Source organism: Syntrophothermus sp. (assembly GCF_013314835.1).
In the GTDB taxonomy this organism is placed as follows: Bacteria; Bacillota; Syntrophomonadia; order Syntrophomonadales; family Syntrophothermaceae; genus Syntrophothermus; species Syntrophothermus lipocalidus.
Genome location: NZ_JABUEX010000003.1, coordinates 1 through 23,748 on the forward strand (window position 1 = coordinate 1; position 23,748 = coordinate 23,748).

Here is a 23,748-nt window from a genome sequence, read left to right on the forward strand (position 1 = left end):
GTAGGCAAGTAAGCTCATCTAACCGCCCCCAGACTTTGGTATCTATTCAGTTTTATAAAGCTCGAGAAACCCGGACATATACAAGCAATTTAATTATATAGCCATTAAATTTCTTAAGTCAAGCTATGGTACGTCCTGCCTGCCGAACCGGTAGGTCACTTTGCTGTACACACGCCCTAAATTAACATCATCGCCTCCCCACCCGTCGAGCTACCACGCCCGCTCTGGTCATCGCTTGCGCCTGATATCTAGCAGCTTCCTGACTTTCTCGCTCAACCGGTTTACTAAAAGCCTGTCGGATATGGATTCCGGTTTTTCCCATTCCTTGAGTTTGAGCAAGGTTTCTTCCACCTCGTGATACAGTTCCCTGGCGGAAACCCTGTAAGCTCCTTTCCCGAAAACTATCCTCTGTTCGGTCCAATCTGAGGTCGCCACATAGACGTCCTGTTCCTGTTCAGTCGTGTATTCTCCGACCATTTTCTCTATAACTTCGTCAGCTGTTTCGCCTTCTCGCGAAAACAGGACTTCAACCCCGTTAAACACCTCCCTGTCTCCGACAGCCCCTTTCACCTGATGGGCATCAAACACGATCACAACGTGACGTCCTGTGAAACCGGCATAGTTGATCATCAATTCCACCAACTTGTCCCGAGCCCTCTGCAAATTGTCGCTTTTCAGCCTCGACAGTTCCGGCCAAGAATTGATGATGTTGTACCCGTCTACAAGAAGTACTGTTTTTCTCATCCCTTTACTCCGCCATCCTGGTACCTCTGACGTAACACTTCGAAGGTAACCAGAGCACAAGCTGTTGAAACATTAAGAGAATTAAGCTGGCCAAACATAGGGATGCTTACAAGGATGTCGCAGTGTTCTCTCACCAACCGCCTGATGCCCCTGCCCTCGCCGCCAAAAACCAGCGCCAAAGGTGCTGCCAATGAAACCTCAAAATACGTGTGGTTCGCCATTGCGTCTGCTCCTACTATCCACAAGCCACCTTGTTTTAGTTCCTCTATAGCCCGAACCAGATTAGTAACCAACGCTATCTTCATGTGTTCTACTGCACCAGCCGAAGCCCTTCCTACTGCCGGCGTAACCTTCACCGAATGGTGGAGAGGCAGCACTATGCCGTGAACCCCTGCACACTCCGCGACACGTATAACTGCTCCCAGGTTTTGCGGATCCTCCACCCCATCCAGCAGTATAAGAAATGGGTGTTCCCCCCGACTTTGGGTAAATTCCAAGATGTCTTCGATAGGCCAGTAATGATAAGGAGAGGCAAGGGCAACGACTCCCTGCGGTGAACCTGAAGCCGACATGCTCCTCAATTGATTCTTGCCGACGCTTTCGACCGGAATCCCCCGTTTGTGAGCATGGGCCAGTATTGACTCCACCCTGCGATCCTTCCTGGAATCATCCACGTAAATCCTATGAATCTGACGACCGGCCTTCAAAGCCTCGCTGACCCAGTTTATCCCTTCAATCTGCTCGTTCAATTGGCACCCCTGTTAAATTCCTATATTTCTCTTGAATTTCCTTGCTCTTGCCGCAGCTCATCTTCCCTTCGGGGCATTTCCCCAACATGTAGCACCCGGGTCCGGCTTTGGCAAAAAGGGTAGGGGCTACCTGTCTCACCAGTCTCAACATCTCTTCTGCCAGTCTTCTTATCTCCCACTGGGCTCGGTTACAGCAACGCTGGCGGAAGAAATTGAACAAGCTCCTGGCGTTCATCGTGACTATAAGCTTGGTTTCGCAAGCATTGGGCAAAACATAGCGGGCATCCTCGATCGCCTGTTTCTCCGCCTGCCGCTTTGCCTCCCTTTCGTCTTTTCCTTCTTCAAGCAACCTTTTAAAATGCCGCTGGAAAAGGATTTCGGCCAGAGCATTGTAGCGGGCCTGGTCCTCCTCCATCGCTTTCTGGAAAATCTCTTTGGCTGCAGGAATCGCCTCTATTTCGGGCGGAATTACGTAATCAAACTGGTCCTCTCTTACCCACCGCTGTGATTTGACGCTGTAGCTGGCTATGCGATGCCGTGTTATTTGGGCCAAAAGACTCCGGCTTACACCCTCAATCCCAAAAGTAAAGGTAGCATGTTCAATAGGACTTTCATGCCCCAATTCCGTCAGCATGTTTAAAAAATCGCTCGTTGTCTTGCTGTCTAATCCTTCCATTATCCCGTCTATCCCCGATGGGGAGTAGCACAGCTTGGCAGCCACAGCTACAAGCTTCTCCGGTTCATAAGTGTGCTGAAGCAGCCTGACCTTGAGCCTGGTTTCCATCTAATTAAGGCCTCCTGTCCCTTACACAGATCATATTAGTTGCTTCTTATTCTACAACTTCTACAACCGCCGTGGTCCTAATATAAGAAAATTTTCTCTGTAAACCGGCCTAGATCGCCGGTACCTCCAATTTTTCAAACTCGGACAATACCAGGCTCATGTACTTGTTAAGCTTTTCTTCTTCCCCTTTCAAGTAGAGATAACCAAAAAGGGCTTCTAACCCCGTACTCAACCGGTAGTCAGAAATGTCGACATTGCGAGGGGGTGTAAGTTTTTTGTTGTTCCTGGCTCGCCTTATAATGGCCTTTTCCTCTTCACTCAACTGAGGACTGATCTCCTTCAACAGCCTGGCCTGAGTAGAAGCCCTTACCAGGCTAACCGCATCCCTATGAACCTCGCCTACCGGTCGATTGCCTTTCGCTAACATCTGGGTCCTCACATAAAGCTCATACACCGCATCACCGATATAAGCCAAAAGAACCGGTGACATTTGATTAACCCGTTCGCCTTCAAATCTTTCCAGTAGCTTCAATTCTCCATCTTGCTCCTTCTTTTGTGTCTTCAACGACGACTCCTATTTTCTTGAGGTTGTCTCGGATAACATCGGCGGTGGTGAAGTCCTTGTTCCTTCTGGCCTCCGACCGCCAGCTGAGCAAAGGCTCTATCAAATCAGACACATTCACCGGTCGGTTTGCTCTCCAGGTACTGCCGCTAAACGTGTCTTCAATCTCTATTCCCGCCGATTGCAAACAACTTAGAATGCGTTCGACCCTCTCTAAACTCCCTGACTCCAGCGCCTCTTCCTTCATCTCAAACAATATCTCAATGACTTTATCCGATATTCCATGCCCTTTATGCTCGAAGTCTTCGCTCAAAAAACCTAAGATATTCCCTCCCAACAACGTGAATACTCGATAAGCTTCCTTAATCGCAGCCGGCGCCTTTGAGCTTCCTTCTCCTTCCCAGAAATCAAGGTAAGCGTTGATCTCACGGGCCATATCAAAAAGATACCCTATCGCCTGAGCCGTGTTAAAATCATCGTCCATGGCTACTTCAAACTTCTCTTTCAACTCACGCAGGCGAGATACAAAACCCTCGTCTGTATCTCTAGTCCCATCATTCGCTTCCACTTCTTGATTTTTCACCACTTCGTTCAGCCGACGGAGCGTGTTGTTAAGCCTAGCTAAGGCCCGGCCAGCTTCTTCCAGTTTCGTATTGTCGAAGTCGAGCGGACTCCGGTAGTGGGTGGACCCCAAGTAAAACCTTACCACTTCGGCTGGGTACTGGCTAAGTATTTCTCTCAAAATAAAGAAGTTTCCGAGAGACTTCGACATCTTCTCTTTGTTCACGGTTATAAATCCGTTGTGCAGCCAGTAGCGCACAAATGGCCGTCCGCTGTACGCCTCGCTTTGTGCAATCTCGTTTTCATGGTGAGGGAAAACCAAGTCCGCTCCTCCGCCGTGAATATCCAAGGTTTCCCCCAGGTACTTCATGGCCATAACCGAGCATTCGATGTGCCAACCTGGTCGCCCCAATCCCCAAGGGCTTTCCCAAGCCGGTTCACCCGGCTTCGCCTCCTTCCACAGAGCAAAATCCATAGGATTCTCTTTGCGTTCGTCCACTTCCACCCTAGCCCCAGCCAACATTTCCTCCAACGAACGCCCCGAAAGCTGCCCGTAACGTTCAAACGCTCTTACCCGGTAATACACATCTCCACCTATTCTGTAAGCGTAACCTTTCTCAACCAGGGTTTCGATAACTCTTATAATATCGGGGATATGGTCGCTTACCCGGGGATGGTAGTCAGCTCTTTTTACTCCAAGAGCATCTGCATCTCGAAAGTATTCGTCGATGTATTTTCCGGCCACTTCGGCTGCCGATTTCCCTTCTTCTTGACTCCGCTGGATTATCTTGTCATCGACATCGGTGAAGTTCTGGACATACGTAACCTCGTATCCTTTATATTGTAAATACCTTCTTATAATGTCAAAAACAACTAACGGCCGAGCATTCCCCAGGTGAATGTAGTTGTAAGTGGTAGGCCCGCACACGTACATCTTGACCTTGTTCGGTTCAAGCGTATTTAGTCTTTCCTTTCTTCTGCTTAAGGTGTTGTAAACCTGTATCACGTCTATCCTTCCTTTCGAACATCTCAATCTTGGTCTCTAATTCCTGTATCTTCTCCTGCAAAGCCGCCAAGGTATCGGCTATGGGGTCAGGCAATAAGTGGTGTTCTAGGTCCACTTCAACCCGACCATCCTCTACCTTAGCCCCGTCCCTGATAACCAATCGCCCCGGGACCCCCACGACTGTAGAATTCGGAGGAACGCTCTTTAAAACAACCGACCCTGCTCCGATTTTCGAATTGTCGCCCACAGTAAACGAACCTAAAACCTTGGCTCCCGCACTTATGACCACGTTGTTTCCTATCGTGGGATGACGCTTTCCTTTCTGTTTTCCAGTGCCTCCCAGGGTTACTCCCTGGTAAATCGTGACGTTATCCCCTATCTCCGTCGTTTCACCTATAACGACTCCGCTGCCATGATCGATAAAAAATCCTCTACCAATACGAGCCCCCGGGTGGATTTCGATGCCCGTAAGGAACCGGCTGATGTGAGAAATCAACCTTGCTATCAAGAAAAACCGGTGACAATAAAAATAATGCGCTATGCGGTGGAAGACAATGGCATGAAACCCAGGGTAACATAGTACAACCTCCAGCACGCTTCGAGCAGCCGGATCCCTCTCGAACACCACCTCAATGTCTCTCTTCAAAGTACTGAACCAACCCATATTTACCAACCCCCTCAGAACCTAAATAAAAAAGCCTGCCGTACAGAGACGGCAAGCCCGCGGTTCCACTCTGTTTGGACACATTCGTGTCCCTCCTCGATAGCTCTAACGGTGCCTAACCGGGTGGACTTACTTCGTGAGTCCTTTTGCTTTCGATTCAGCCCACCTGCTCCCGGGCGCACTTCAGTCCATCCTAACCTGGAAAGGCTCTCAGCCGCTGACCTTTCCTCTCTTATAGGCAGGCACAAGGACCTACTCTTCCCGTTCCCAGCATTTGCGGTCATGTCGTTGTTATTACAATTATGTGAGTTAATTATAGGGTGAGGTTTCAGCTACTGTCAACCGGTTTCCGGTCCGTCAGCTTTCGGTTTCCGTTCTCTTTACAGCTCGCTCCAAACGCCTTCTTACCTCATTCGTTCCCCACAAGGCCATCAAATAAGGCAGTTCCGGCCCTTTGACTTTCCCCGTGAGCGCCGCCCGCAAAGGCATATACACCTTCTTGGCTGATACGCCAGCATCCTTGACCAAGCTTTTCAGAAACTTGTCCATTTCTTGGGGACTCGCCTCCTGATCCAGGATGCGCTCAGAGCAAAGCCGCAAAACCTGAACCACACCTTCTTGTAGGAGAACCTTTTCGGCTTCATGGTCAGGTTCGGCATCCTTAAAGACAAGGTCAAGCTTGTCCGTGATATCCGACAAGCACACCAAATAATCGCGCATGGTTTCAACCAGCAAGGTATATTTCTCATCACCTAAGGACTTTACCTCATCCCGGTATCCCGCCCTTTCTATAAAAGGCCATAGTAGTTCTTTGAGTTCTTCAGTCGATTTCCGTTTGATGTACTGCTGATTTATCCAGTTCAGCTTATCTACGTCAAAGACTGCGGGATTCTTCGCCACTCGTTCCAGAGAAAAACTATTGGCTATATCCGCCAGGGACATTATCTCTTCTTCGCCTTCAGGCGCCCAGCCAAGAAGAGCTAAGAAATTAACCAGAGCCTCCGGCAGGTATCCTTGCTGTCTGTATTGAATTACCGAAGTTGCCCCATGCCTTTTGCTCATCTTCTGGCGATCGGCCCCCAGTATCAACGATATATGAGCAAACTTCGGCGGTTCAAGCCCTAATGCTTCGTAGATCATGAGCTGGCGTGGCGTATTGGAAAGATGCTCTTCAGCCCGTATGACGTGGGTTATCCCCATCAGATGATCGTCGATAACGACGGCGAAGTTGTAGGTTGGCAACCCGTCAGACTTGACTATTATGAAATCTCCCATGTTTTCACTTTCGAACGCTACCCGCCCCCGGACCAAATCCTCAACCACGAACACCCGGTGTTCAGGAACCCTGAACCTGATAGTGGGCCGCAATCCCTGGGCCAGCTTGGCCTGCCGCTCTGCTTCGTCGAGGTTACGGCAGCGTCCAAGATACCTAGGGGTTTCCCCCTGCTTCATCAGCTGCTCCCTTTCTTCCTCCAGCTCCTCCTCCGTACAAAAGCAAGGATAAGCCCAGCCAGTGGACACCAGGATATCTACCCATCTTTGGTAGATGTCCAGCCGTTCAGTTTGGCGATAAGGCCCGTTCGGTCCCCCTACCTTTATCCCTTCATCCCAAGTGATTCCCAACCATTCCAAGGACTCGATTATCTCCGCTTCATAGTCCCGCGAGGAACGTTCCAAGTCAGTATCCTCAATCCTTACGATGAATTCTCCCCCGTATCTTTTGGCAAAAAGAAAATTAAACAGGGCTGATCTAGCCCCTCCGATGTGAAGCGGTCCTGTAGGGCTGGGAGCGAATCTTACTCTCACTTTCATCCCTGCACCCTCCTCGTTTTCTCCGCCAATTATAGCATTACTAGTATTGCCTAGCAACGGGAAGTCCGGGTATGGTAAGTTACTCCAAATTTTTGAGCAAAACCACAGCATAGGCCGACATACCCTCACCCCGTCCCTCAAATCCCATCCCCTCCGTGGTGGTAGCTTTGACGTTCACCCGAACGGGGTCGATCTCCAAAACCTCTGCCAAGTTGGCGACCATTCGGCCAACAAACGGAGCTAAACGGGGTCTTTGGGCTACTATGACCGCGTCTATATTCACTACGGCGTAGCCAGCTTTTCTCACCATTTCCCCTATTTGCTCGAGCAAAAAAAGGCTCCGAATGTTGCGGTATCTCTCATCGGAATCCGGAAAGTGTTTCCCTAAGTCACCTAGCCCCGCGGCCCCCAACAAGGCATCACATACCGCATGGGTCAGAACGTCGGCATCGGAATGACCCAACAGCCCTTGCTCAAACGGAATGTTGATCCCTCCCAGTACCAGAGGTCGACCCTCAACCAAGCGGTGGGCATCATAACCTATACCGATTCTCATCACTGTCTGTTTCTCTCCTTTAAACTATCGCTCCGGCTTGCCCTGATGAGGGCTTCGGCTATCAACAGGTCGTCGGGTGTAGTTATTTTGATGTTGCGGTAGTCCCCAGTTATTACCCTTACCCGCCCGCAGTACCGTTCGTATAAAGACGCGTCATCTGTTGCATAGAAACCCTCGGCCAGTGCTTGCTCGTAGGCATATACCAGGCTTCGATAAGGAAACACCTGAGGAGTCTGCGCCTGCCATATTTTGGTACGATCAAGGGTACTCACAATTACACCGTCATCGGTAACTTCCTTGAGCGTGTCTTTGACTGGCACCGCTGGTATCACCGCTCCCCACTCGGTTGCCTTGTGAAGCAAAGACAAAACCAACGCCGATGACAAAAGAGGCCGAGCACCATCGTGCACGGCCACCAGTTTCGTGTCTTGGGCCAGGGTTCGAAGCCCAAGATAAACCGAATCCTGTCTTTCCTTCCCCCCCGCGACCACTTGAACCCGCTCGTTTCCCAGGAGCCTTCGACAATGCTCAACCTCTTGGGGATGAGCTACGACCACCACCTGACTCACTTCTTTTAAGGCTGAGAAAGTCTCGACCGAATACTTTAGAACCGGCTGGCCTGCCAAAAGTAAAAACTGCTTGTTAATATCGGTTTTCATTCTTTGGCCTTTGCCGGCGGCCGCAATAACCACGCCGACGACCTCATCCAAAAAAGTTCACCTCTTGTAGCCTCTGCACCTGGTGCGCTGTCTTTACTCCCAGATTCTCTTTGGTTTTCTTGCTAAATATCATCCGACCGGCTGAGGTCTGGAAAACACTAGTCACCATGACTTCGACCTCATTCCCAATGTCATCCGCACCGTTTTCCACTACCACCATGGTCCCGTCCTCTAAATACCCTACTCCCTGCCCGTCTTCTTTTCCGGCTTTGATTACATGAACCTTGATAGTCTCTCCCGGGAACACGATAACCTTGACCGCATTGGTCAGTTCGTTGACATTGAGAACTCGAATGCCTTGCAATTCTGCTACTTTGTTGAGGTTATAATCATTGGTAACGATGCTCGCGTTCAGTTCCTTGCAGAGGCGGATTAGCTTGTTATCAACTTCTTTTTCATCAATGTGATCTCCTTCCACTATTTCAATATTTATTTTAGGGCTTTTCTGCATCTTAGCCAAGATTTCTAATCCGCGTCTGCCCTTATTCCTCCTAATGTAATCTGAAGAATCGGCAATGTGACGTAACTCCTGCAAGACAAAAGAAGGCACCACCAAACGTCCATCCATAAAATTGGCTAAACAAACGTCATAGATGCGTCCGTCTATGATGGCGCTCGTGTCCAGAACCTTGATGTCACTTTTCCTGCCTTCAGAAATGTGAGCCTGAGTTAGCCCGCTACGCCCCCTGGAAAATACCGCGATCATCTCAGCTCCGCGCTTTTTACCGATCTTAAAACCCAGGTAGCCGCAGACCAGGAAAGCCCACAGGATAACATACAACCCCACGCCGCTGACCGACGAGAATGGGAAACCGATGAGAAAACCCGCCAAGAGCCCAAACAAAAGCCCCGCGATGCTCCCGAGCAAAACCTCTGGATCCGTGTTCTCTAGAAAATGGTTTATGTTATTCCATGTCCTCTTGCAAAGGGAAGACGTCTCGACAAGTCCGACATAGACCATGATAGAAAATAAGGCCCCGCTGCCAATTCGAATGCCAAGGTGCTCAAGCCATACCCCGGTTACCTGAAAGAACCAAACCCCAGCCAATAGCGCTATTACAGGCAAAATCCTGATCATCTTAAAGAAGCGCAACATTATTGTTCACCTCCTTTATGTATTCTTGTAATATATTTCAAATATTATACATCTACGGTAATTATCCTACTTCTCTTTAGGAAAATTTTTCCGTAACTCTTTGGCATCTTTCTGCACCTCGGGTTTCTTGGACGCCAAATCATGTTAAATTCCGTCAATTGACAATGCTTCCGGCTCAGGGCTATAATTAAAAAAACCGCATGAAATCGGCAAAAGGAGGGTGTCCTGATTGTGAAAGATCTTTTGTGTGATGAGTTTCAGAACGTAGTAGGTGAATTGCTCATCCGTCATCATAGCATCCTCGATGTCCTATCTAAACTTTCCGAATCCTCTGCGCGGATTAATCGGGCTATTTGTAAATCAGTTACCGATTGCGGGTGTCTTTCAATAGATGCTAAGAAAGTTCAGTTTCCTGACCACGTCAACTCCCTGGAAGACCTGAAAAAATTCTTGGATAGCCACCTCCGTGGAACCCTTTGCCCTGAATGTGAAGATATCGTTATCAGTGAATTGGGCAAATCCCTCTTTTATACCGCCGCCCTCTGTAATTTGCTAGGACTCAATCTTTACGACATATTTATTGCCGAATATAAGAAAGCTACAGCCCTAGGAGTTTTTAACCTAACTTGATAACGAACGCGATCTGCCACAGGTAACCGAAAAGGAAGCCGGACTTTCAGTCCGGCTTCCTTTTTTACCATTATGACCCTTTGCCCTTGGTACCAGGTTCTATACCATGTATTCCAAAATAAGCTGCTCTTGCATCCGCTTGAGACCGTTACGGATTGAACGAGCCCTGACTTCGCCTATGCCTTCCACGTCATCCAGCTCCTCTATAGAAGCACGAATGATGTTCGAAAAACTTCCAAACGTAGCTACCAGGTTATCGATGACCTGAGACGGTATTCTAGGTAGTTTTTGCAGAATTCGGTAGCCGCGGGGTGATACGTGTTGCTCTAAGACGCTGGCCGCACTCCCAAATCCCAAGGCTTTCGCTATGGCCAAATAATCGGACACGTCTTCCTCAAAAGACCGCAATAACGCACCCAGAATCTCAGAAGCCCCCCGATCCTGCCCCCGAGAGTAGTCCTTGACTATTGAAATAGCTTCTTCCTCGACACTGGTCAGTAGCTCGTCTAGCTGCATCTTGACCAGCCGTCCTTCTATTCCCAATTCGATGATATAGTTCTCAATCTCCTGGCCAACTTTAAGTACCATAATGCATCTGCGCAGAACCCGACAGATGTCGTTGACCGTGGCCATATCCTCGAATTCAGTCCCGCCCAGCCGGATAAGATCCTTCTCCAAAACGTTACGGTATTTCTCCAAGGTCTGCAAAGCCTGATTCGCTTTTGCCAGAATAGTCCCTATATCCCGTAGCACGTATATAAAACTACCTTTGTATAAGGTTATCATCCCTCGCCGCTGGGATATGGCAATAACAAGCTCTCCCGTCTGCTTAGCCACGCGTTCGGCCGTCCGATGGCGGATACCCGTTTCTATGGAAGTAATACTAATATCTGGAACCAACTGGGCGTTAGCCACCAGGATGCGCGTAGCATCCGCGTTCATAATAATAGCCCCATCCATTTTAGCCAGCTCGTACAGGTTGGCAGGTGAATACTCGCAGTCGAGCCTAAACCCGCCGTTAACCAGGTTCATTATCTCGGGAGTATCTCCAACAACGATCAACGCTCCTGTCTTGGCCTTAACCACGTTTTCCAGGCCCACTCTGAGAGCAGTCCCCGGAGCAACCATCTGTAGTGCCTTCTGTAACCCAGTTCCAATTACGCTCTCAGGCCTCACCGCCCATACCCCCACTCACCGCATAACCTCCAGCACCTCTTTGACACTATGTATGCAAACTACTTTGATGCTATCCAAACCGCTGTTTCCTCTCAGGCCGTTGGACGGAACCACAGCAGTAGTAAAGCCGAGCTTCGCCGCCTCTCTTAGCCGAGACTCCAATGCCGGAACAGTTCGAATCTGACCAGAAAGTCCAACCTCCCCAATGAACACCATATCTTTAGGAACGGGAACCTCGGCAAAACTTGAAGCTATGGCGGCTGCCATTCCCAGGTCAGCAGACGGGTCACGGAGGAAAACCCCTCCCGTCACTTTAACGTATACGTCATAGGAAGATAAAGCCAAGCCACACCTCTTTTCCAACACAGCCACAATTAGAGCCAGCCGGTTCTGATCAAACCCAGACACCATCCGGCGAGGATAACTATGACCGGACGGAGCTACCAGGGCCTGCACTTCCACCAACAACGGCCTTGTACCTTCAAAAGCCGCAACCACCGTGGAACCACTTAAGCTGTCATCACGACCATCAAGAAAAACCCTAGACGCATCAGGAACCTCTATTATTCCGCCTCCCGACATCTCCAACAGCCCTACCTCATCGGTGGAGCCAAACCGGTTCTTCACTGCCCGCAAGATTCTAAATACTTGTTCTTTGCCGCCTTCGAAATAAACCACCGTGTCGACCAGATGTTCTAGTATCTTTGGACCAGCCAACAAACCTTCTTTGGTAACATGACCTACCAGGAAAAAAGCTACCCCCGAAGTTTTGGCCAGGTTCAGTATGCGGGCCGCACACTCTCGCAACTGACCGACCGATCCCGGAATAGAAGGCACTTCCCCCGTAAATACAGTCTGAATAGAATCTACAATTACTACGGTCGGCTTCGTTTCCTCCAAGTACTCGGGCAGCAAATCCAGGTTCTGCTCATTCAAAAGGTAAATGGACTCGCTGTCGATACCTAAACGCAAAGCCCGCATCCGAATTTGATAGCCGGATTCTTCCCCAGAAAGATACAGAACCCGCCCACCTCGCGCGGCAATATGTCCTGCTGCTTGCAAGAGAAGGGTAGATTTCCCTATTCCAGGGTCTCCGCCGATCAGAACCAACGAACCAGGAACTATGCCTCCACCCAAAACCCGATCCAACTCTTGCAAACCAGAACTAAACCGACTAGATTCTTCTCCGGTGATAGACGAAAGAGGCGTTGCCCGTTGGTTAGGTTTGGAACGCTGGGTTACGCTGGTTATAATCTCTTCGGACAGGGTGTTCCAGGCCCCACATCCGGGACATCTTCCTAGCCATTTGGCCGCAACGTGTCCACATTCATAACAAACGTATTTTACTTTATTTTTTCCCATTTTCTCACCTTTGAGAAGTCCTGTAAAAATTATAGTATGATAAAAGAAGGTAATCTAATGTTTTCTAATTTCTTTTTCACAAGGAGTGGGCGGCTTTGTGCCTTAAGGTAAAAGGCCGGGGTTTCTCAGAGACCCCGGCCCTTCACTTGCGTAGGCTAAGCTTTTCTTACTTTTATTTCATCGTTTTCAACATCGATGAGAATCGTGTCCCCTGGTTCTACCGTTCTTTTAAGAATCTCTTCCGAAAGCAGGTTTTCTACGTTCTTTTGAATAGCCCTCTTCAACGGCCGAGCACCAAAGACCGGATCATGGCCTTGCTTGATGATAAACTTTTTGGCATCATCCGTAACCTGCAGCCTGAATCCCTGGTCTTCTAAGCGTTTGCGCAGATCCCGAATGAGCAACTCGAATATCTGGCCTAGTTCGGTGTCATTCAAGCTGTGGAAAACGATAACTTCATCTATGCGGTTCAGGAATTCAGGCCGGAAAGTTGCCTTTAATTTCTCCATAATCTTTTCTTTCATCTTTTCATGATCCTGTTCATCAGCGTCCTGCCTGCCAAACCCCAAGTTCCGCGCCTTGCGAATAGTATCCGCCCCTACATTGGAAGTCATGATAACCACAGTGTTGCGGAAATCCACAGTCCTACCCTTGCCATCAGTCAAACGACCATCTTCCAATACCTGCAAAAGAATATTGTAGACGTCGGGGTGAGCTTTTTCAATCTCGTCTAGGAGAATGACTGAATAAGGCTTTCTCCTGACCTTTTCTGTGAGCTGCCCGCCCTCGTCGTATCCCACGTAACCCGGCGGCGAACCGATCATCCTGGCTACAGCGTGCTTCTCCATGTACTCGGACATATCAAGCCGGATGAGGGCTTCTTCACTCCCAAAAAGCGCTTCCGCCAAAGCCCGGGCCAGTTCGGTCTTACCTACTCCAGTCGGCCCCAAGAAGATAAAAGAACCTATCGGCCGTTTGGGGTCCTTAAGTCCAGCCCTGGCTCTTCTGACTGCCTGAGCTACGGCTTTTACCGCTTCATCTTGGCCTATCACCCGCTGGTGCAAAATCTCTTCCAGCTTGACCAAACGTTCGCTTTCTTCCTCTGCCATCTGAACCACTGGAATTCCAGTCCAACTGGAGACTACGTGTGCAATCTCATCAGGGGTCACGACACCGCTATCCCGATCACGGCGGCTCATCCATTCTTTCCTTTGTTTTTCGATTTCTTCTTTGACTCTCTGCTCTTCGTCTCTTAATCCTGCAGCTTTCTCATACTCCTGAGCCATGATCGCTTCTTCTTTTTCCTTCTCTATCTCTTCAAGACGGGCCTCCATTTCTTTTAGCTCGTCCGGCAAAACGTAGTTTCTAAGCCTAACTTTGGAAGCAGCCTCGTCGATGAGGTCGATGGCTTTGTCCGGCAAGAAACGATCCGTTATATAACGGGCTGATAACCTAGCCGCGGCCTCAATAGCTTCGTCGGTTATCTTGACTCCGTGGTGAGCTTCGTAGCGATCCCGTAATCCTCTCAATATCTCGATTGTCTCTTCGACAGTAGGCTCATCCACCATGATCGGCTGGAAACGTCTCTCTAAAGCAGCGTCCTTTTCTACGTGTTTTCTGTATTCGTCTATGGTGGTGGCCCCAATGCATTGAAATTCTCCTCTAGCCAAAGCCGGCTTTAAAATGTTAGCTGCATCAATGGCTCCTTCGGCCGCTCCAGCCCCGACTATGGTGTGCAACTCGTCTATGAATACGATGATATCCCCTGCATTCCTTATTTCATTAACGACTTTGGTCAACCTGTCTTCGAATTCTCCCCGGTATTTGGTGCCAGCAACCATGGTAGATAGGTCCAACACCACCACCCGCTTGTCGGAAAGAACCTCCGGCACTTTGTTTTCAACTATTCTTTGGGCCAGCCCTTCGACGATCGCTGTTTTCCCTACCCCAGGGTCTCCTATCAAGACCGGGTTATTCTTGGTGCGTCTGGACAAAACCTGAGTCACCCTGTCTATCTCTTTTTCTCGACCGATGACCGGATCGAGTTTGTGTTCCCGGGCCAGTTGGGTCAGATCCCGGCTAAAAGTATCCAAAACCGGAGTCTTACCCCTGCCTCTGCCCCGACGACCAGCAACCCCAGGCCCTTGAGATTGGTTCTTCATTTCGCCCGTGCCGGGTTCTTGATAATTGGCTTGAAACCCTTCTGCTCCTAAAAGCAGCATAACTTGCTCACGCACCGCATCAGGCCGTATGCCCAAGGAGTTCAACACCTGGGCTGCTACGGACTGCTCCTCGCGCAGCAGGGCTAGTAAAAGGTGTTCGGTCCCCACATAGTTGACCCCTTGTAACCTCGCCTCTTCAAAGGCTAGGTTAAGCACTTTTTTGGCCCTGGGCGTGATCGGAAGGTCTGTGCTGGTTGCGGACTCTTTCCTCTCGCCCACGTCTCCCAACACCTTTTTCAACTCGTTCCTCACTGTCTCTAGGTCAACGCCGAGAGCCAGAATAGCTTTGGCCCCAACACCTTCGCCCTCTCGAATCAACCCCAACAAAATGTGTTCAGTCCCAACAGCCGGATGCCCAAGATTCCTGGCTTCTTCTTGAGCGTGTATTATAGCTCGCTGTGCTCTTTGCGTAAATCTTCTCAACATTTAAAAACCCCCCTTTGGTTTTTATTGTTTTTTCCCAGTCAGCTTTTCCTTAATTATTTCAGCTCTTTTCAGGTCTCGCTCTACTGGATCCATCTCTTTCCCTGCCGCCTTTTGCAGGTGAGCAGGCTTAATCGCGACTATCAGCTCGTTCAAAACCTGGCGATTGACCCATGTTATAATACCCAGATCCATCCCCATGCGCACGTCTGACAGTAAACCCAGAGCTTCGTTCGAAGTTATCATCCTGGCATTAGTCAGTAAACCATAGGACCTGAGTATGCGGTCTTCAAGTTGGAACTTCATTTCTTTAAGCAGTCCATTTCTCAAGTATCTCTCCTGTTCAACAATCTGTATGACCACCGTCCAAAGGTTGTTGATTATATCCTCCTCGGTCTGCCCGAGCGTAACCTGGTTTGATACCTGGTAAAACCTGCCGGTAGCCTCAGTCCCCTCCCCGTACATGCCCCTTACTGTCAACCCGAATTGGGTTACGTTTTGAATCAGAGAGTTGATCTGATTGGTCATGGCGGTTGCTGGTAAATGAAGCATGACTGACGTTCTCATGCCGGTTCCAACATTAGTCGGGCAAGCAGTCAGGTATCCACGTCTCGAATCAAAAGCGTAGTCTAGACTTTCCTCGAGCTTGTCATCAACCGTCTGGGCATACTTGTATGCCTGGTTTACCTGCAGACCAGACAACAGACACTGAATACGCAAGTGATCTTCTTCGTTTACCATTATGGCCACGGAACCGTCATAGTTGACAGCTACGCCGCGATAAGGCGAATTGCTTTCGGCATGTTCAGGGCTAATCAGATGCTTTTCCACCAAAATAGTACGGTCCAGGGGAGAGAGCTGGCTCAAAGACACCAGTTCCAGCCCCCGAAAAATACCTTCCTCATTCTCAGGTAGAGCTGCACGGATTTTTTGCATCAACTGTTTTCCCGTAGCCTCGTCCGTCAAATGCGGAAAAGGTAATTGATTCAAGTTCCTTGCCAGCCTTACTCTTGTGCTTATGACTATATCCGACTCGGGGCCAGCAGCATCCATCCAACTCACGTAGGTGCGATTAAGGATGTCGGTTATACCCACGCTACTCTACCCCCTCTCCTCTCCGGTCTTTTTCTCCAATTCCTTTATCTTATCTCGCAATTCGGCGGCCTCTTCGTATTGTTCCCGTTTTATGGCTGCCTGAAGTTGTTTCTTCAAATCCTCTATCATTTGCTTCAATTCGAACTTCCCTCCAGCTCGCCGGGGAACTTTCCCTGCGTGCTTAGTGTTACCGTGAATCCGGCGCAAGACCGGTTCAATTTCTTGTTCAAAAGTCGTGTAGCATTCGCTGCACCCCAAGCGACCTATTTGTCCGATTTGCTGAAAACTCATGCCGCACTTGGGACAATTTTGGACTCGTATCCTGGGAGTAGGAGCTATTTCTCCCATCACAGGAACTTCCTGTCCGAATATGCTGCCCAGCAGCTTGGGCAAAGAGAAATAATTATCAAACTTCAATACATGGGTACCTTTCTGAGCAGCACACTCCTCGCATAGATGCATCTCGGTTTTCTGCCCGTCGTGAATCTGAGTTATGTGAACCGTAGCGGGTTTCATCTTGCATTCTTCACAATACAAACCGCACACCCCCTTGGCCCTCTCTTGGCCCTAGTTTTCGCTTCGCAGCCATTGTATTATGGCTTCTAACATCCTGGCCCGAATCACATCAGCCTGTTCTCCTAGTTGCCCCAAAACCTGGTTATCTATTAAAGCCCCAATCAGACGCGCCTCTCTCCCGTTTAACAACCCTTGCTGGATCAAAGCGTCAACCCAGTCACAGGCCTCGGCCTGTGAATACCTAATTTTTTTCACCAAACCAGAACCTTTGATTCGCCTAATCCTCACATACCCTTTCCCTCCCCTTCTGCTTTCTATTACAAATCCTTCCTCAGGGGTAAACCGGGTAGCCAGTACGTAAGTAATCTGTGAAGGCACGCAGTTAAAAGTCTCTGCCAACTCAGTCCTCTGCAACTCCAGAGTCTTGCTTTCACTTCTTTCAATAAGTACTTTTATATACTCCTCTATCTTGTCTGCCAGGCTCTTCATATAAACCTCCCTTGACTTTCTTTGACCTTCGCTTTTATTCTATACCGCCTGTTTCTGTTTGTCAACCAACGTCAAAAAAAATCAAGCCAGAGTCGCTGCCCGTCTGTGAGGGGCAGTAACCCTGGCCTTATTATTTCCTTTAGTGTGCTTTTAGTATCTCTCCATCCCAGAATATCTCGATCTGGCTGCCGTCGAAAATGGGAGTAGTAAACCCGGCCTTTTCTCCGTTAACCCGCATCACCAGTTGCCCTTTGCCCACGCGGCCCAGATCAATATGTCCTAATACATCACTCAGTATGGCACCTCCGTCGCTCTCCGTAACCTCAATATCTGCGCTGTCTATAAGGTAATCGTCCAGGGAAACAACTCGTCCATTCATGCGAACCGACCATCGGCTGTAGGGTAACTCCACGCTCTTTCCGTTGACGGTAAGCTTCATCGATTTCACCGGTCGTTCGGGTAAAACATCTCGCACCCTCGGAGCGAGCGCTTTCAGCTTGTACTCGACTTTGCTGCCAAAAAGCACATACTCATCCATGCCAACCGGTCGCCCGTTGACCTGAACTTCACAAGCCAGCCATCGTACGCTCACAGGCTTATCGTTTAAACGAAGGGTAACGATTTTTTCTTCCAGGTACTCTTCCCCAACACCGGACTTCTGCAATATTTCTCGGACCGAGTTTTGAAGGCTGTACTGTATCTTCGCCCTATCCGGCACCGGATCGTCCAAGGCTGCTGCCTGACCGTTCATCGAAATTGTCGGCAGTATATTGACCTTTTGGCCATTTACGTAGACTTCACCGCCGGCATCTTTAACAATGTCCCTCACCGTACACTGAGCGTCGCTTCCGTCTTGGCCTTTGACGTAGTCAATCACTGCTCCATCATGCACAACTGTATCGAGGGTAGCCTGCTTACCGTCTACTTTTATTACCGGGCTTGTCCCCAGCCCTCCTTTTATCACCTTAACGACACCGTTTACGTCGACCGTAAGCCCTAATCCGGGTTTTCCGTATAGTTGCTGAAGACTTATACCTGCACTTAACAAAGCGGTGGCTACCGTTGTTTCTTTAAGACCCCATACCGGAACCTGTCTCTGGTTAACGACCACCCGCATAAACGGTAACGGCTTTCCTTCCAAGGCTTTGAACCCTATTCCCAAGGGAGTAACCCCTTGTGGACCTTGTAAAGAAGGGAATTCTCCCTGGATCTCTTTGACGGCTTCCCGCGTTCTGATCCCCACCCGGTTAGCGGGCAGTTCCAGGCAATCAGCTAGTTCCTGCAAAAACCGGGGAGTTAGACTCCCACCCCCTACACAGATGACCGCATCTGGCGCCTTCTGATTCAAAACCAGTATTTCCCGCGCCACCCTTACTGCCAACTCCCGCACCACTATGCGAATTACCTCTATCGCTTCTGACGTTTGCACTTCAATCGAATTCCCTAATACATCTTCAAACTTGATTTTTTCATTTTCTCCCAGCCGGCACTTTACGTTTTCGGCGGTGTTGAAATCGAGCAAATACTCTTCTGCTATCCTCTCTGTAACCTCGTCCCCGCCAATGGGAACCATCCCGTAAGCGGTGATAGTCCCCTTCTTTACAACAGCTATGTCAGACGTACCCGCCCCTACGTCCACCAAAGCCAGGTTCAGCAACCTCATTCTTGGTGGGATAGCCACGCTCATAGCCGCAATCGGCTCTAGGGTCAGGCTGTACATCTCAAGCCCGGCTTTGCGTAACGCGGATAATAGGCTGTCAACCACCACCCGGGGAAGAAAAGTGGCTATTACTTTTACTCTCACCTCGCTGCCTACTTGCCCAACCAGGCTGCCGATGACCTGTCCTTCCAAGTAGTAGTTGATAACACTGTAGCCAACACAAAAGTACCCTTCCTCGCCCTCCTCGCCTTCAGCCGAAGCTATCTTGATTTGCGCTTCTTGTACAGCTTCAAGCTCTAGAGCATGCACTTCTTCCCTGGTGAATTCCTGGAAATAATCTCTCTGTCTTTCCACTTCACCGGTGGCTGTGCGCAGAGCTCGTCCCGCCGCTGCTACGGCCGCTTGATTCAGTTGCATTTTCAGTTCATCTTCCAGTTCTTTCTTAATACGGTTAATAACCGCTGCCACGGCTTCGACATCGTGTATCTGCCCATCATACATAGCCCGGGTTTCATGTTCTATTGTCCGAGCCCCTAAGATTCGGATATCTGATCCGTTCTTTTCTAACACAAGTCCTGTCACCGTGCGGGTACCTACGTCCAGAGCAAACACTCGCTGGCTTTCGGACACCTTATCCCCCCTTTCGACCCTTTTTTCTTTTTCTATTCGTCAAGCCCGGTTTGACTCCTTCCCTTCTCGGTTCGGAGAGGAAACAGGCCTTTCACGGTTCCAGACGAAACAATCCCAGTTTTTGCCGCCATACCGCAAAAACAAACCGAGGTAAGGCCAACTGCCTACGCCACCGCCGAGGTTCTGTGACAAGACGGTAAAGCCACTCCAAGTTCAAGCGTATAAACAGCTTGGGAGCCCTTTTGACCTGTCCTGAAAGCACATCTAAACTTCCCCCTATACCCAATGCCACCGGCACACCAAGTTCAGCCAAATGACGGTTAATCCAAAATTCCTGATAGGGAGCACCTAAAGCCACCAGTAACAGGTCAGGCTTCGCTTCTTTAATCTCCCTCACAACCTCTGCGGTTTCCTGCTGTTGGAAATAACCGTGGTGGGTCCCGACAATCTCGAGTCCGGGAAACCTGGCCACCATCCGAGCTGTAGCTTCCTCAGCAACTCCCGGCTTGGCACCCAGTAAGTACAATCTCCAACGTAGTTTTGAGGCCAGCTCAGCCAAAGCTAGGGTCAGGTCTATACCCGTAACCCTCTCCCTGGCTCTGTGTCCTAAAAACCGAGCAGCCCAGACTACCCCGGCACCGTCCAAGGTCACCAGATGAGCCCGGTTGATGATGTCTCGTAGCGGTTTTTGCCGGGAGGCAGCATACACCATCTCCGCGTTGGCGGTGACGACCTGGTGAGGGGTCCTCTCCTCCACGAATCGTTTTATAATAGACAAGCTCTGCTCCATATCTACCAGATCCAGGCGGCAGCCTAGGATATAAGCTTGATCGAACCCAATTTCCTTTGCTCGCATTGAACTTGTACTCTCCCTCAGTGTCCCGTGTCTAAAAAACGGCAACCACAGATTAACACTGATAAGTACAGATGGGCACTGATTTTTTGATTAACAATAATCATCCGTGCCAATCTGTGAGCATCAGTGTTCATCTGTGGTTGCTTGAATTATTAGCGCACACTCGGTCACACAGCCCCTACCCGGTTGATGGCCGCATCCAAGGTTTGATCGTGGGCTTGGACAATTTTTTGGTTGGCCTCGTAGGCTCGCAATACGCTAATCAATTCTACCATTTCTTTGACTGCGACTACATTGGACAACTCCAAATAGCCCTGAATAACCTGTCCGTCTTCTACATCTACAGGCGTACCTGACTGATTCGTGAACAAGTCGTCGCCTGTCTTAACCAACTCAGAATTATTTTCAAACCTGACAACCCTAAGAGTATCCAAGACCTCATCCCCAACCAGCAGGTTCCCCTTCTCATCTATGGTGAAGGTTTGATCTCCGATGTTGATTGGGCCTGACCTACCGAGTACTGGATACCCTTGAGCGGTGGTCAGGATTCCGTCATCGCCGATCCTGAAACTACCATTTCTAGTATACTTCTCCCCTTGAGGAGTCTGAATCACAAAAAAACCGTCTCCCGCTATAGCCAGGTCCAAAGGGTTGTCCGTTTTTTGCACCGCGCCTGCCGAGAAGTCGGTGGAAATAGTCTGTATCGCCGCACCTGTTCCCAGCCTGCCAATGGCTACTGGGGGTATGGGTTCTTCCTTGCCTGCTACCACTTTAACTTCACCCAAGCGGTTAATCATCATATCAGGAAAAGCGGTGCAAACTGCCAAGTCTTTTTTGAACCCCGGTGTGCTGGCATTGGCGAGGTTGTTGGCTATGACATCCTGCTTAGCCAGCTGCAACAACATTCCCGAGCAGGCTGTATATAACCCCCTAATCAAAGTTTCATCTCCCTTCGTCCTCTAGGAGAACCCCATCTCTTATTATTTATCGTGGAATCCAATCCCATTCTTTAGCCGGTTTGACCTTTACAGTACCCTCCGGGGACCGCCTTTTTTGGCTTTTACCAATATGTCGAGGCTGGTGAGAACCTTCCCGGTACCTAGTGCCACACAACAAATAGCGTTTTCGGCCACATGCACCGGCAATCGGGTTTCTTGTGAAAGAAGGGTGTCGAGGCCTCTTAGCAGTGCACCGCCTCCTGTCATGACGATGCCTCGGTTCAATATGTCAGCCGCTAACTCGGGGGGAGTAATCTCCAACACACCTTTCACCGCATCGACTACGGCTTGGACCGGTTCCTGGATAGCGTACCAGCTTTCAACCGCGCTTACGCGAACCGTTTTGGGCAGCCCGGTGATTAAGTCACGTCCTTTGACTTCCAGGCCTTCATCTGGCTTCGTCGGGTCCGGATAAGCGGTACCGATTCTTATCTTGAGTTCTTCAGCAGTACGGTCCCCGATTAAAAGGTTGTACTCACGGCGAAGGTACCTGACGATGGCCTCGTCAAACTTGTCTCCACCTACCCGCAGCGAAGTGTGACACACGATACCCCCTAGGGAAAGAACAGCTATGTCTGTAGTACCCCCGCCGATGTCGACCACCATGTTCCCGGCGGCCTCAGAAATGTTTATGCCTGCTCCCAGAGCCGCAGCGACTGGTTCCTCTATAAGATATGCTTGTCTTGCGCCTGCTGACAAGGTTGCTTCCCGAACCGCCCGCTCTTCAACATCGGTGGCGCCAGTCGGTATACAGACAACTACTCGCGGTTTGAAAATCAGACGCCTGCCCACTACTTTGCGAATAAAGTGAGCCAGCATTTTTTCCGTAACGTCGTAATCCGCGATAACCCCGTCTTTTAGTGGGCGGATAGCTACGATGGTCCCTGGAGTTCGGCCCAGCATGCGACGTGCTTCTTCTCCAACCGCTATTATCTTGTTACTCTGCTTCTCGATAGCTACTACTGAGGGTTCGTGAAGCACTATTCCTTTTCCTTTCACAAACACCAGTACACTAGCAGTTCCCAAGTCGATGCCGATATCTTCTGAAAAGAACACGTGTATCCTCCTTTGGGCGAAAATTGCCACGGTTAGTCAATGATTCTACTGCGAATCGGAAAAATCCTTTTTTAAGCCCTGTGCTGGGCCATGTATTTTTGCCTGGTAGCCTCACCGCCCCGCAAATGACGTTCCGCCTTGTTCTTATTTAGAATGGCCTTCACTGCTTCGGCCAGTTCCTTGTTTATCCGGGGTAGCCTTTCGGAAACATCTTTATGGACTGTGCTCTTGCTTATGCCGAACACTTCTGCTGCCTGCCGTACCGTCGCCGAGGTTCGGAGGATATACTGCCCGATTTTTACCGCCCGTTTCCTGATATAGTTTTGCATTATGCCACCTTCCAGCCTTTTTGAAAAATATATTCACCTCCCGGAACAGCAAGAACATTTAGTAAGCCAATCGGCACAGTTCAGTTCCATGGTAGTAGTGAAAAAGTATGGACTGGTAAGAGTATCCTTCTTGGGCCAGGCGGTTGGCTCCGTATTGGCACAATCCTACTCCATGGCCGTAGCCGCGGCACCGGACCGTGACTTTTGACCCTTGTTGGGTTATCGTCAAAAATGTAGAAGGTAGATTTAGTGCCCTTCGAAAAGCAGCCCCTGTCACCAGATAGCTGCCTATTCTTATCTTAGAAGCCCGGCCTGACGCAGAACGTTCTGCTACTTCGATTTTCAGCAAACGACTGGAAGTTCTTATCTTAAGCTGATCGGCGATCTGTTTTACGTCGAAAGTAAATTGTTTTAAGCGATGGGGAGATATGTCAGGGCATGGGCAAGTGACGCTGGTTAGGTAAGGAACGGAACGGTTCCAGATCTCGGACGCGGAAGCAGTTCTTCCCCCGCAACAGGAATGATAATAGGGAACTGCTAGTTCGCCTCGGTATGTAAGCACTTGGCCTCGAGTAGCTTTGACAGCTCTTTCTATCCTTATTACCCGCCGAGCATTAGAGACTTTTTCGGGGTCAACGTAAGCCTGACAGTGATTCGGGTCGTCGCAAACATGGGCTCGTCCGGGGTGGTCTGAAGGGCTATATGCCTGTGCTAAGGCATAGGAACGGGCACAAACGGCTTGGGCTTTCAAGGCTTCGATTTCAAACGAGGCTGGCATCTCGGCCAATACTACCCCGATAACATATTTTTCAAGAGGAATGGCCTTGACTTGTTTTGAACGATGGAAATAGACTTTTATCTCTGGCCCGGAGCCAGGAATCTCGGAATTCTTCCTTAAGATAAAAACTGCCGTGCACGCTATAATTATCATCAGTGCGATTAAAGCTGCTTTGGATAGCCGTTTTCTCTTGACCCACCATATGCTCATTAAGGTATCCCCGGTCTTCCTCTGTAATCACGTAGTTAAGTATATGAGAGGCCGGGGTTCTTCAT

23 protein-coding genes and 1 other annotated feature are annotated in these 23,748 nt (G+C 49.6%); of the genes, 1 reads left to right on the forward strand and 22 read right to left on the reverse strand.

Going from position 1 to position 23,748, the window contains the following annotated elements:
• Window positions 1-228: 228 nt before the first annotated feature.
• The 10 genes from HPY90_RS01995 to HPY90_RS02040 form a co-directional block, all read right to left on the reverse strand.
• Entirely contained in the window at window positions 229-744 is a 516-nt protein-coding gene (locus tag HPY90_RS01995) for an NYN domain-containing protein (protein ID WP_287190538.1), read from the reverse strand.
• On the reverse strand, window positions 741-1,493 hold the full coding sequence (gene rlmB, locus HPY90_RS02000) for a 23S rRNA (guanosine(2251)-2'-O)-methyltransferase RlmB (RefSeq protein ID WP_287190540.1): 753 nt from the start codon (window positions 1,491-1,493) through the stop codon (window positions 741-743). The genes HPY90_RS01995 and rlmB overlap by 4 nt, the downstream gene beginning before the upstream one ends.
• Window positions 1,477-2,277, reverse strand: a complete 801-nt coding sequence (thyX, locus tag HPY90_RS02005) for an FAD-dependent thymidylate synthase (RefSeq protein ID WP_287190542.1) — start codon at window positions 2,275-2,277, stop codon at window positions 1,477-1,479. Before thyX ends, rlmB begins: the two co-directional genes overlap by 17 nt.
• Before the next feature lie 109 nt (window positions 2,278-2,386).
• Window positions 2,387-2,809: a Mini-ribonuclease 3 gene (locus tag HPY90_RS02010; protein WP_287190544.1), complete on the reverse strand. Its 423-nt coding sequence runs from the start codon at window positions 2,807-2,809 to the stop codon at window positions 2,387-2,389.
• Complete coding sequence (gene cysS / locus HPY90_RS02015; RefSeq protein ID WP_287190723.1) at window positions 2,787-4,403, reverse strand: cysteine--tRNA ligase; 1,617 nt, start codon at window positions 4,401-4,403, stop codon at window positions 2,787-2,789. Before cysS ends, HPY90_RS02010 begins: the two co-directional genes overlap by 23 nt.
• Window positions 4,351-5,070: a serine O-acetyltransferase gene (gene cysE / locus HPY90_RS02020; protein WP_287190546.1), complete on the reverse strand. Its 720-nt coding sequence runs from the start codon at window positions 5,068-5,070 to the stop codon at window positions 4,351-4,353. The genes cysS and cysE overlap by 53 nt, the downstream gene beginning before the upstream one ends.
• Before the next feature lie 41 nt (window positions 5,071-5,111).
• Window positions 5,112-5,348, reverse strand: a binding site (T-box leader).
• A 79-nt stretch (window positions 5,349-5,427) separates the two neighbouring features.
• Window positions 5,428-6,882, reverse strand: a complete 1,455-nt coding sequence (gene gltX, locus HPY90_RS02025; protein ID WP_287190548.1) for a glutamate--tRNA ligase — start codon at window positions 6,880-6,882, stop codon at window positions 5,428-5,430.
• Window positions 6,883-6,961: 79 nt separating this feature from the next.
• Window positions 6,962-7,441, reverse strand: a complete 480-nt coding sequence (ispF, locus tag HPY90_RS02030) for a 2-C-methyl-D-erythritol 2,4-cyclodiphosphate synthase (protein WP_287190550.1) — start codon at window positions 7,439-7,441, stop codon at window positions 6,962-6,964.
• Complete coding sequence (gene ispD, locus HPY90_RS02035; protein ID WP_287190553.1) at window positions 7,438-8,148, reverse strand: 2-C-methyl-D-erythritol 4-phosphate cytidylyltransferase; 711 nt, start codon at window positions 8,146-8,148, stop codon at window positions 7,438-7,440. The genes ispF and ispD overlap by 4 nt, the downstream gene beginning before the upstream one ends.
• Window positions 8,141-9,253 carry a PIN/TRAM domain-containing protein gene (locus tag HPY90_RS02040; RefSeq protein WP_287190556.1) on the reverse strand — a complete coding sequence of 371 codons (1,113 nt, stop codon included), beginning with the start codon at window positions 9,251-9,253 and terminating at the stop codon, window positions 8,141-8,143. Before HPY90_RS02040 ends, ispD begins: the two co-directional genes overlap by 8 nt.
• A 231-nt stretch (window positions 9,254-9,484) precedes the next feature.
• Between HPY90_RS02040 and HPY90_RS02045 the strand changes: the two genes are divergently transcribed.
• Window positions 9,485-9,883 (forward strand): nucleoside triphosphate pyrophosphohydrolase family protein, encoded by a 399-nt coding sequence (locus tag HPY90_RS02045; protein ID WP_273698613.1) that lies wholly within the window; start codon window positions 9,485-9,487, stop codon window positions 9,881-9,883.
• A gap of 99 nt (window positions 9,884-9,982) precedes the next feature.
• Here HPY90_RS02045 and disA read toward each other — a convergent pair whose 3' ends face one another.
• From disA to spoIID, 12 genes are all read right to left on the reverse strand, one after another.
• Entirely contained in the window at window positions 9,983-11,059 is a 1,077-nt protein-coding gene (disA, locus tag HPY90_RS02050; protein WP_287190560.1) for a DNA integrity scanning diadenylate cyclase DisA, read from the reverse strand.
• Between the two features lie 15 nt (window positions 11,060-11,074).
• Window positions 11,075-12,421: a DNA repair protein RadA gene (gene radA, locus HPY90_RS02055; protein WP_287190563.1), complete on the reverse strand. Its 1,347-nt coding sequence runs from the start codon at window positions 12,419-12,421 to the stop codon at window positions 11,075-11,077.
• 155 nt (window positions 12,422-12,576) lie between these two features.
• A complete protein-coding gene (locus tag HPY90_RS02060) occupies window positions 12,577-15,069 on the reverse strand; it encodes an ATP-dependent Clp protease ATP-binding subunit (RefSeq protein WP_013176411.1) in 2,493 nt (830 codons plus the stop codon).
• Between the two features lie 21 nt (window positions 15,070-15,090).
• The gene (locus tag HPY90_RS02065; RefSeq protein ID WP_013176412.1) at window positions 15,091-16,161 is read right to left on the reverse strand and encodes a protein arginine kinase; all 1,071 of its coding nucleotides are present in this window, start codon (window positions 16,159-16,161) and stop codon (window positions 15,091-15,093) included.
• 6 nt (window positions 16,162-16,167) lie between these two features.
• Window positions 16,168-16,707, reverse strand: a complete 540-nt coding sequence (locus HPY90_RS02070) for a UvrB/UvrC motif-containing protein (RefSeq protein WP_287190573.1) — start codon at window positions 16,705-16,707, stop codon at window positions 16,168-16,170.
• 21 nt (window positions 16,708-16,728) lie between these two features.
• Window positions 16,729-17,166: a CtsR family transcriptional regulator gene (locus HPY90_RS02075; protein WP_013176414.1), complete on the reverse strand. Its 438-nt coding sequence runs from the start codon at window positions 17,164-17,166 to the stop codon at window positions 16,729-16,731.
• Between the two features lie 139 nt (window positions 17,167-17,305).
• Window positions 17,306-19,456: a cell division FtsA domain-containing protein gene (locus tag HPY90_RS02080; RefSeq protein ID WP_287190578.1), complete on the reverse strand. Its 2,151-nt coding sequence runs from the start codon at window positions 19,454-19,456 to the stop codon at window positions 17,306-17,308.
• Between the two features lie 91 nt (window positions 19,457-19,547).
• Window positions 19,548-20,312, reverse strand: coding sequence for a WecB/TagA/CpsF family glycosyltransferase (locus HPY90_RS02085; RefSeq protein ID WP_287190581.1), 765 nt, complete (start codon window positions 20,310-20,312; stop codon window positions 19,548-19,550).
• A gap of 167 nt (window positions 20,313-20,479) precedes the next feature.
• Window positions 20,480-21,250, reverse strand: coding sequence for a flagellar basal-body rod protein FlgF (gene flgF / locus HPY90_RS02090; RefSeq protein WP_287190584.1), 771 nt, complete (start codon window positions 21,248-21,250; stop codon window positions 20,480-20,482).
• 87 nt (window positions 21,251-21,337) lie between these two features.
• Window positions 21,338-22,366, reverse strand: coding sequence for a rod shape-determining protein (locus HPY90_RS02095; protein WP_013176418.1), 1,029 nt, complete (start codon window positions 22,364-22,366; stop codon window positions 21,338-21,340).
• A 71-nt stretch (window positions 22,367-22,437) separates the two neighbouring features.
• Window positions 22,438-22,695, reverse strand: a complete 258-nt coding sequence (spoIIID, locus tag HPY90_RS02100) for a sporulation transcriptional regulator SpoIIID (RefSeq protein WP_013176419.1) — start codon at window positions 22,693-22,695, stop codon at window positions 22,438-22,440.
• 58 nt (window positions 22,696-22,753) lie between these two features.
• Window positions 22,754-23,683, reverse strand: coding sequence for a stage II sporulation protein D (gene spoIID / locus HPY90_RS02105; RefSeq protein ID WP_287190590.1), 930 nt, complete (start codon window positions 23,681-23,683; stop codon window positions 22,754-22,756).
• Between the last annotated feature and the right edge of the window lie 65 nt (window positions 23,684-23,748).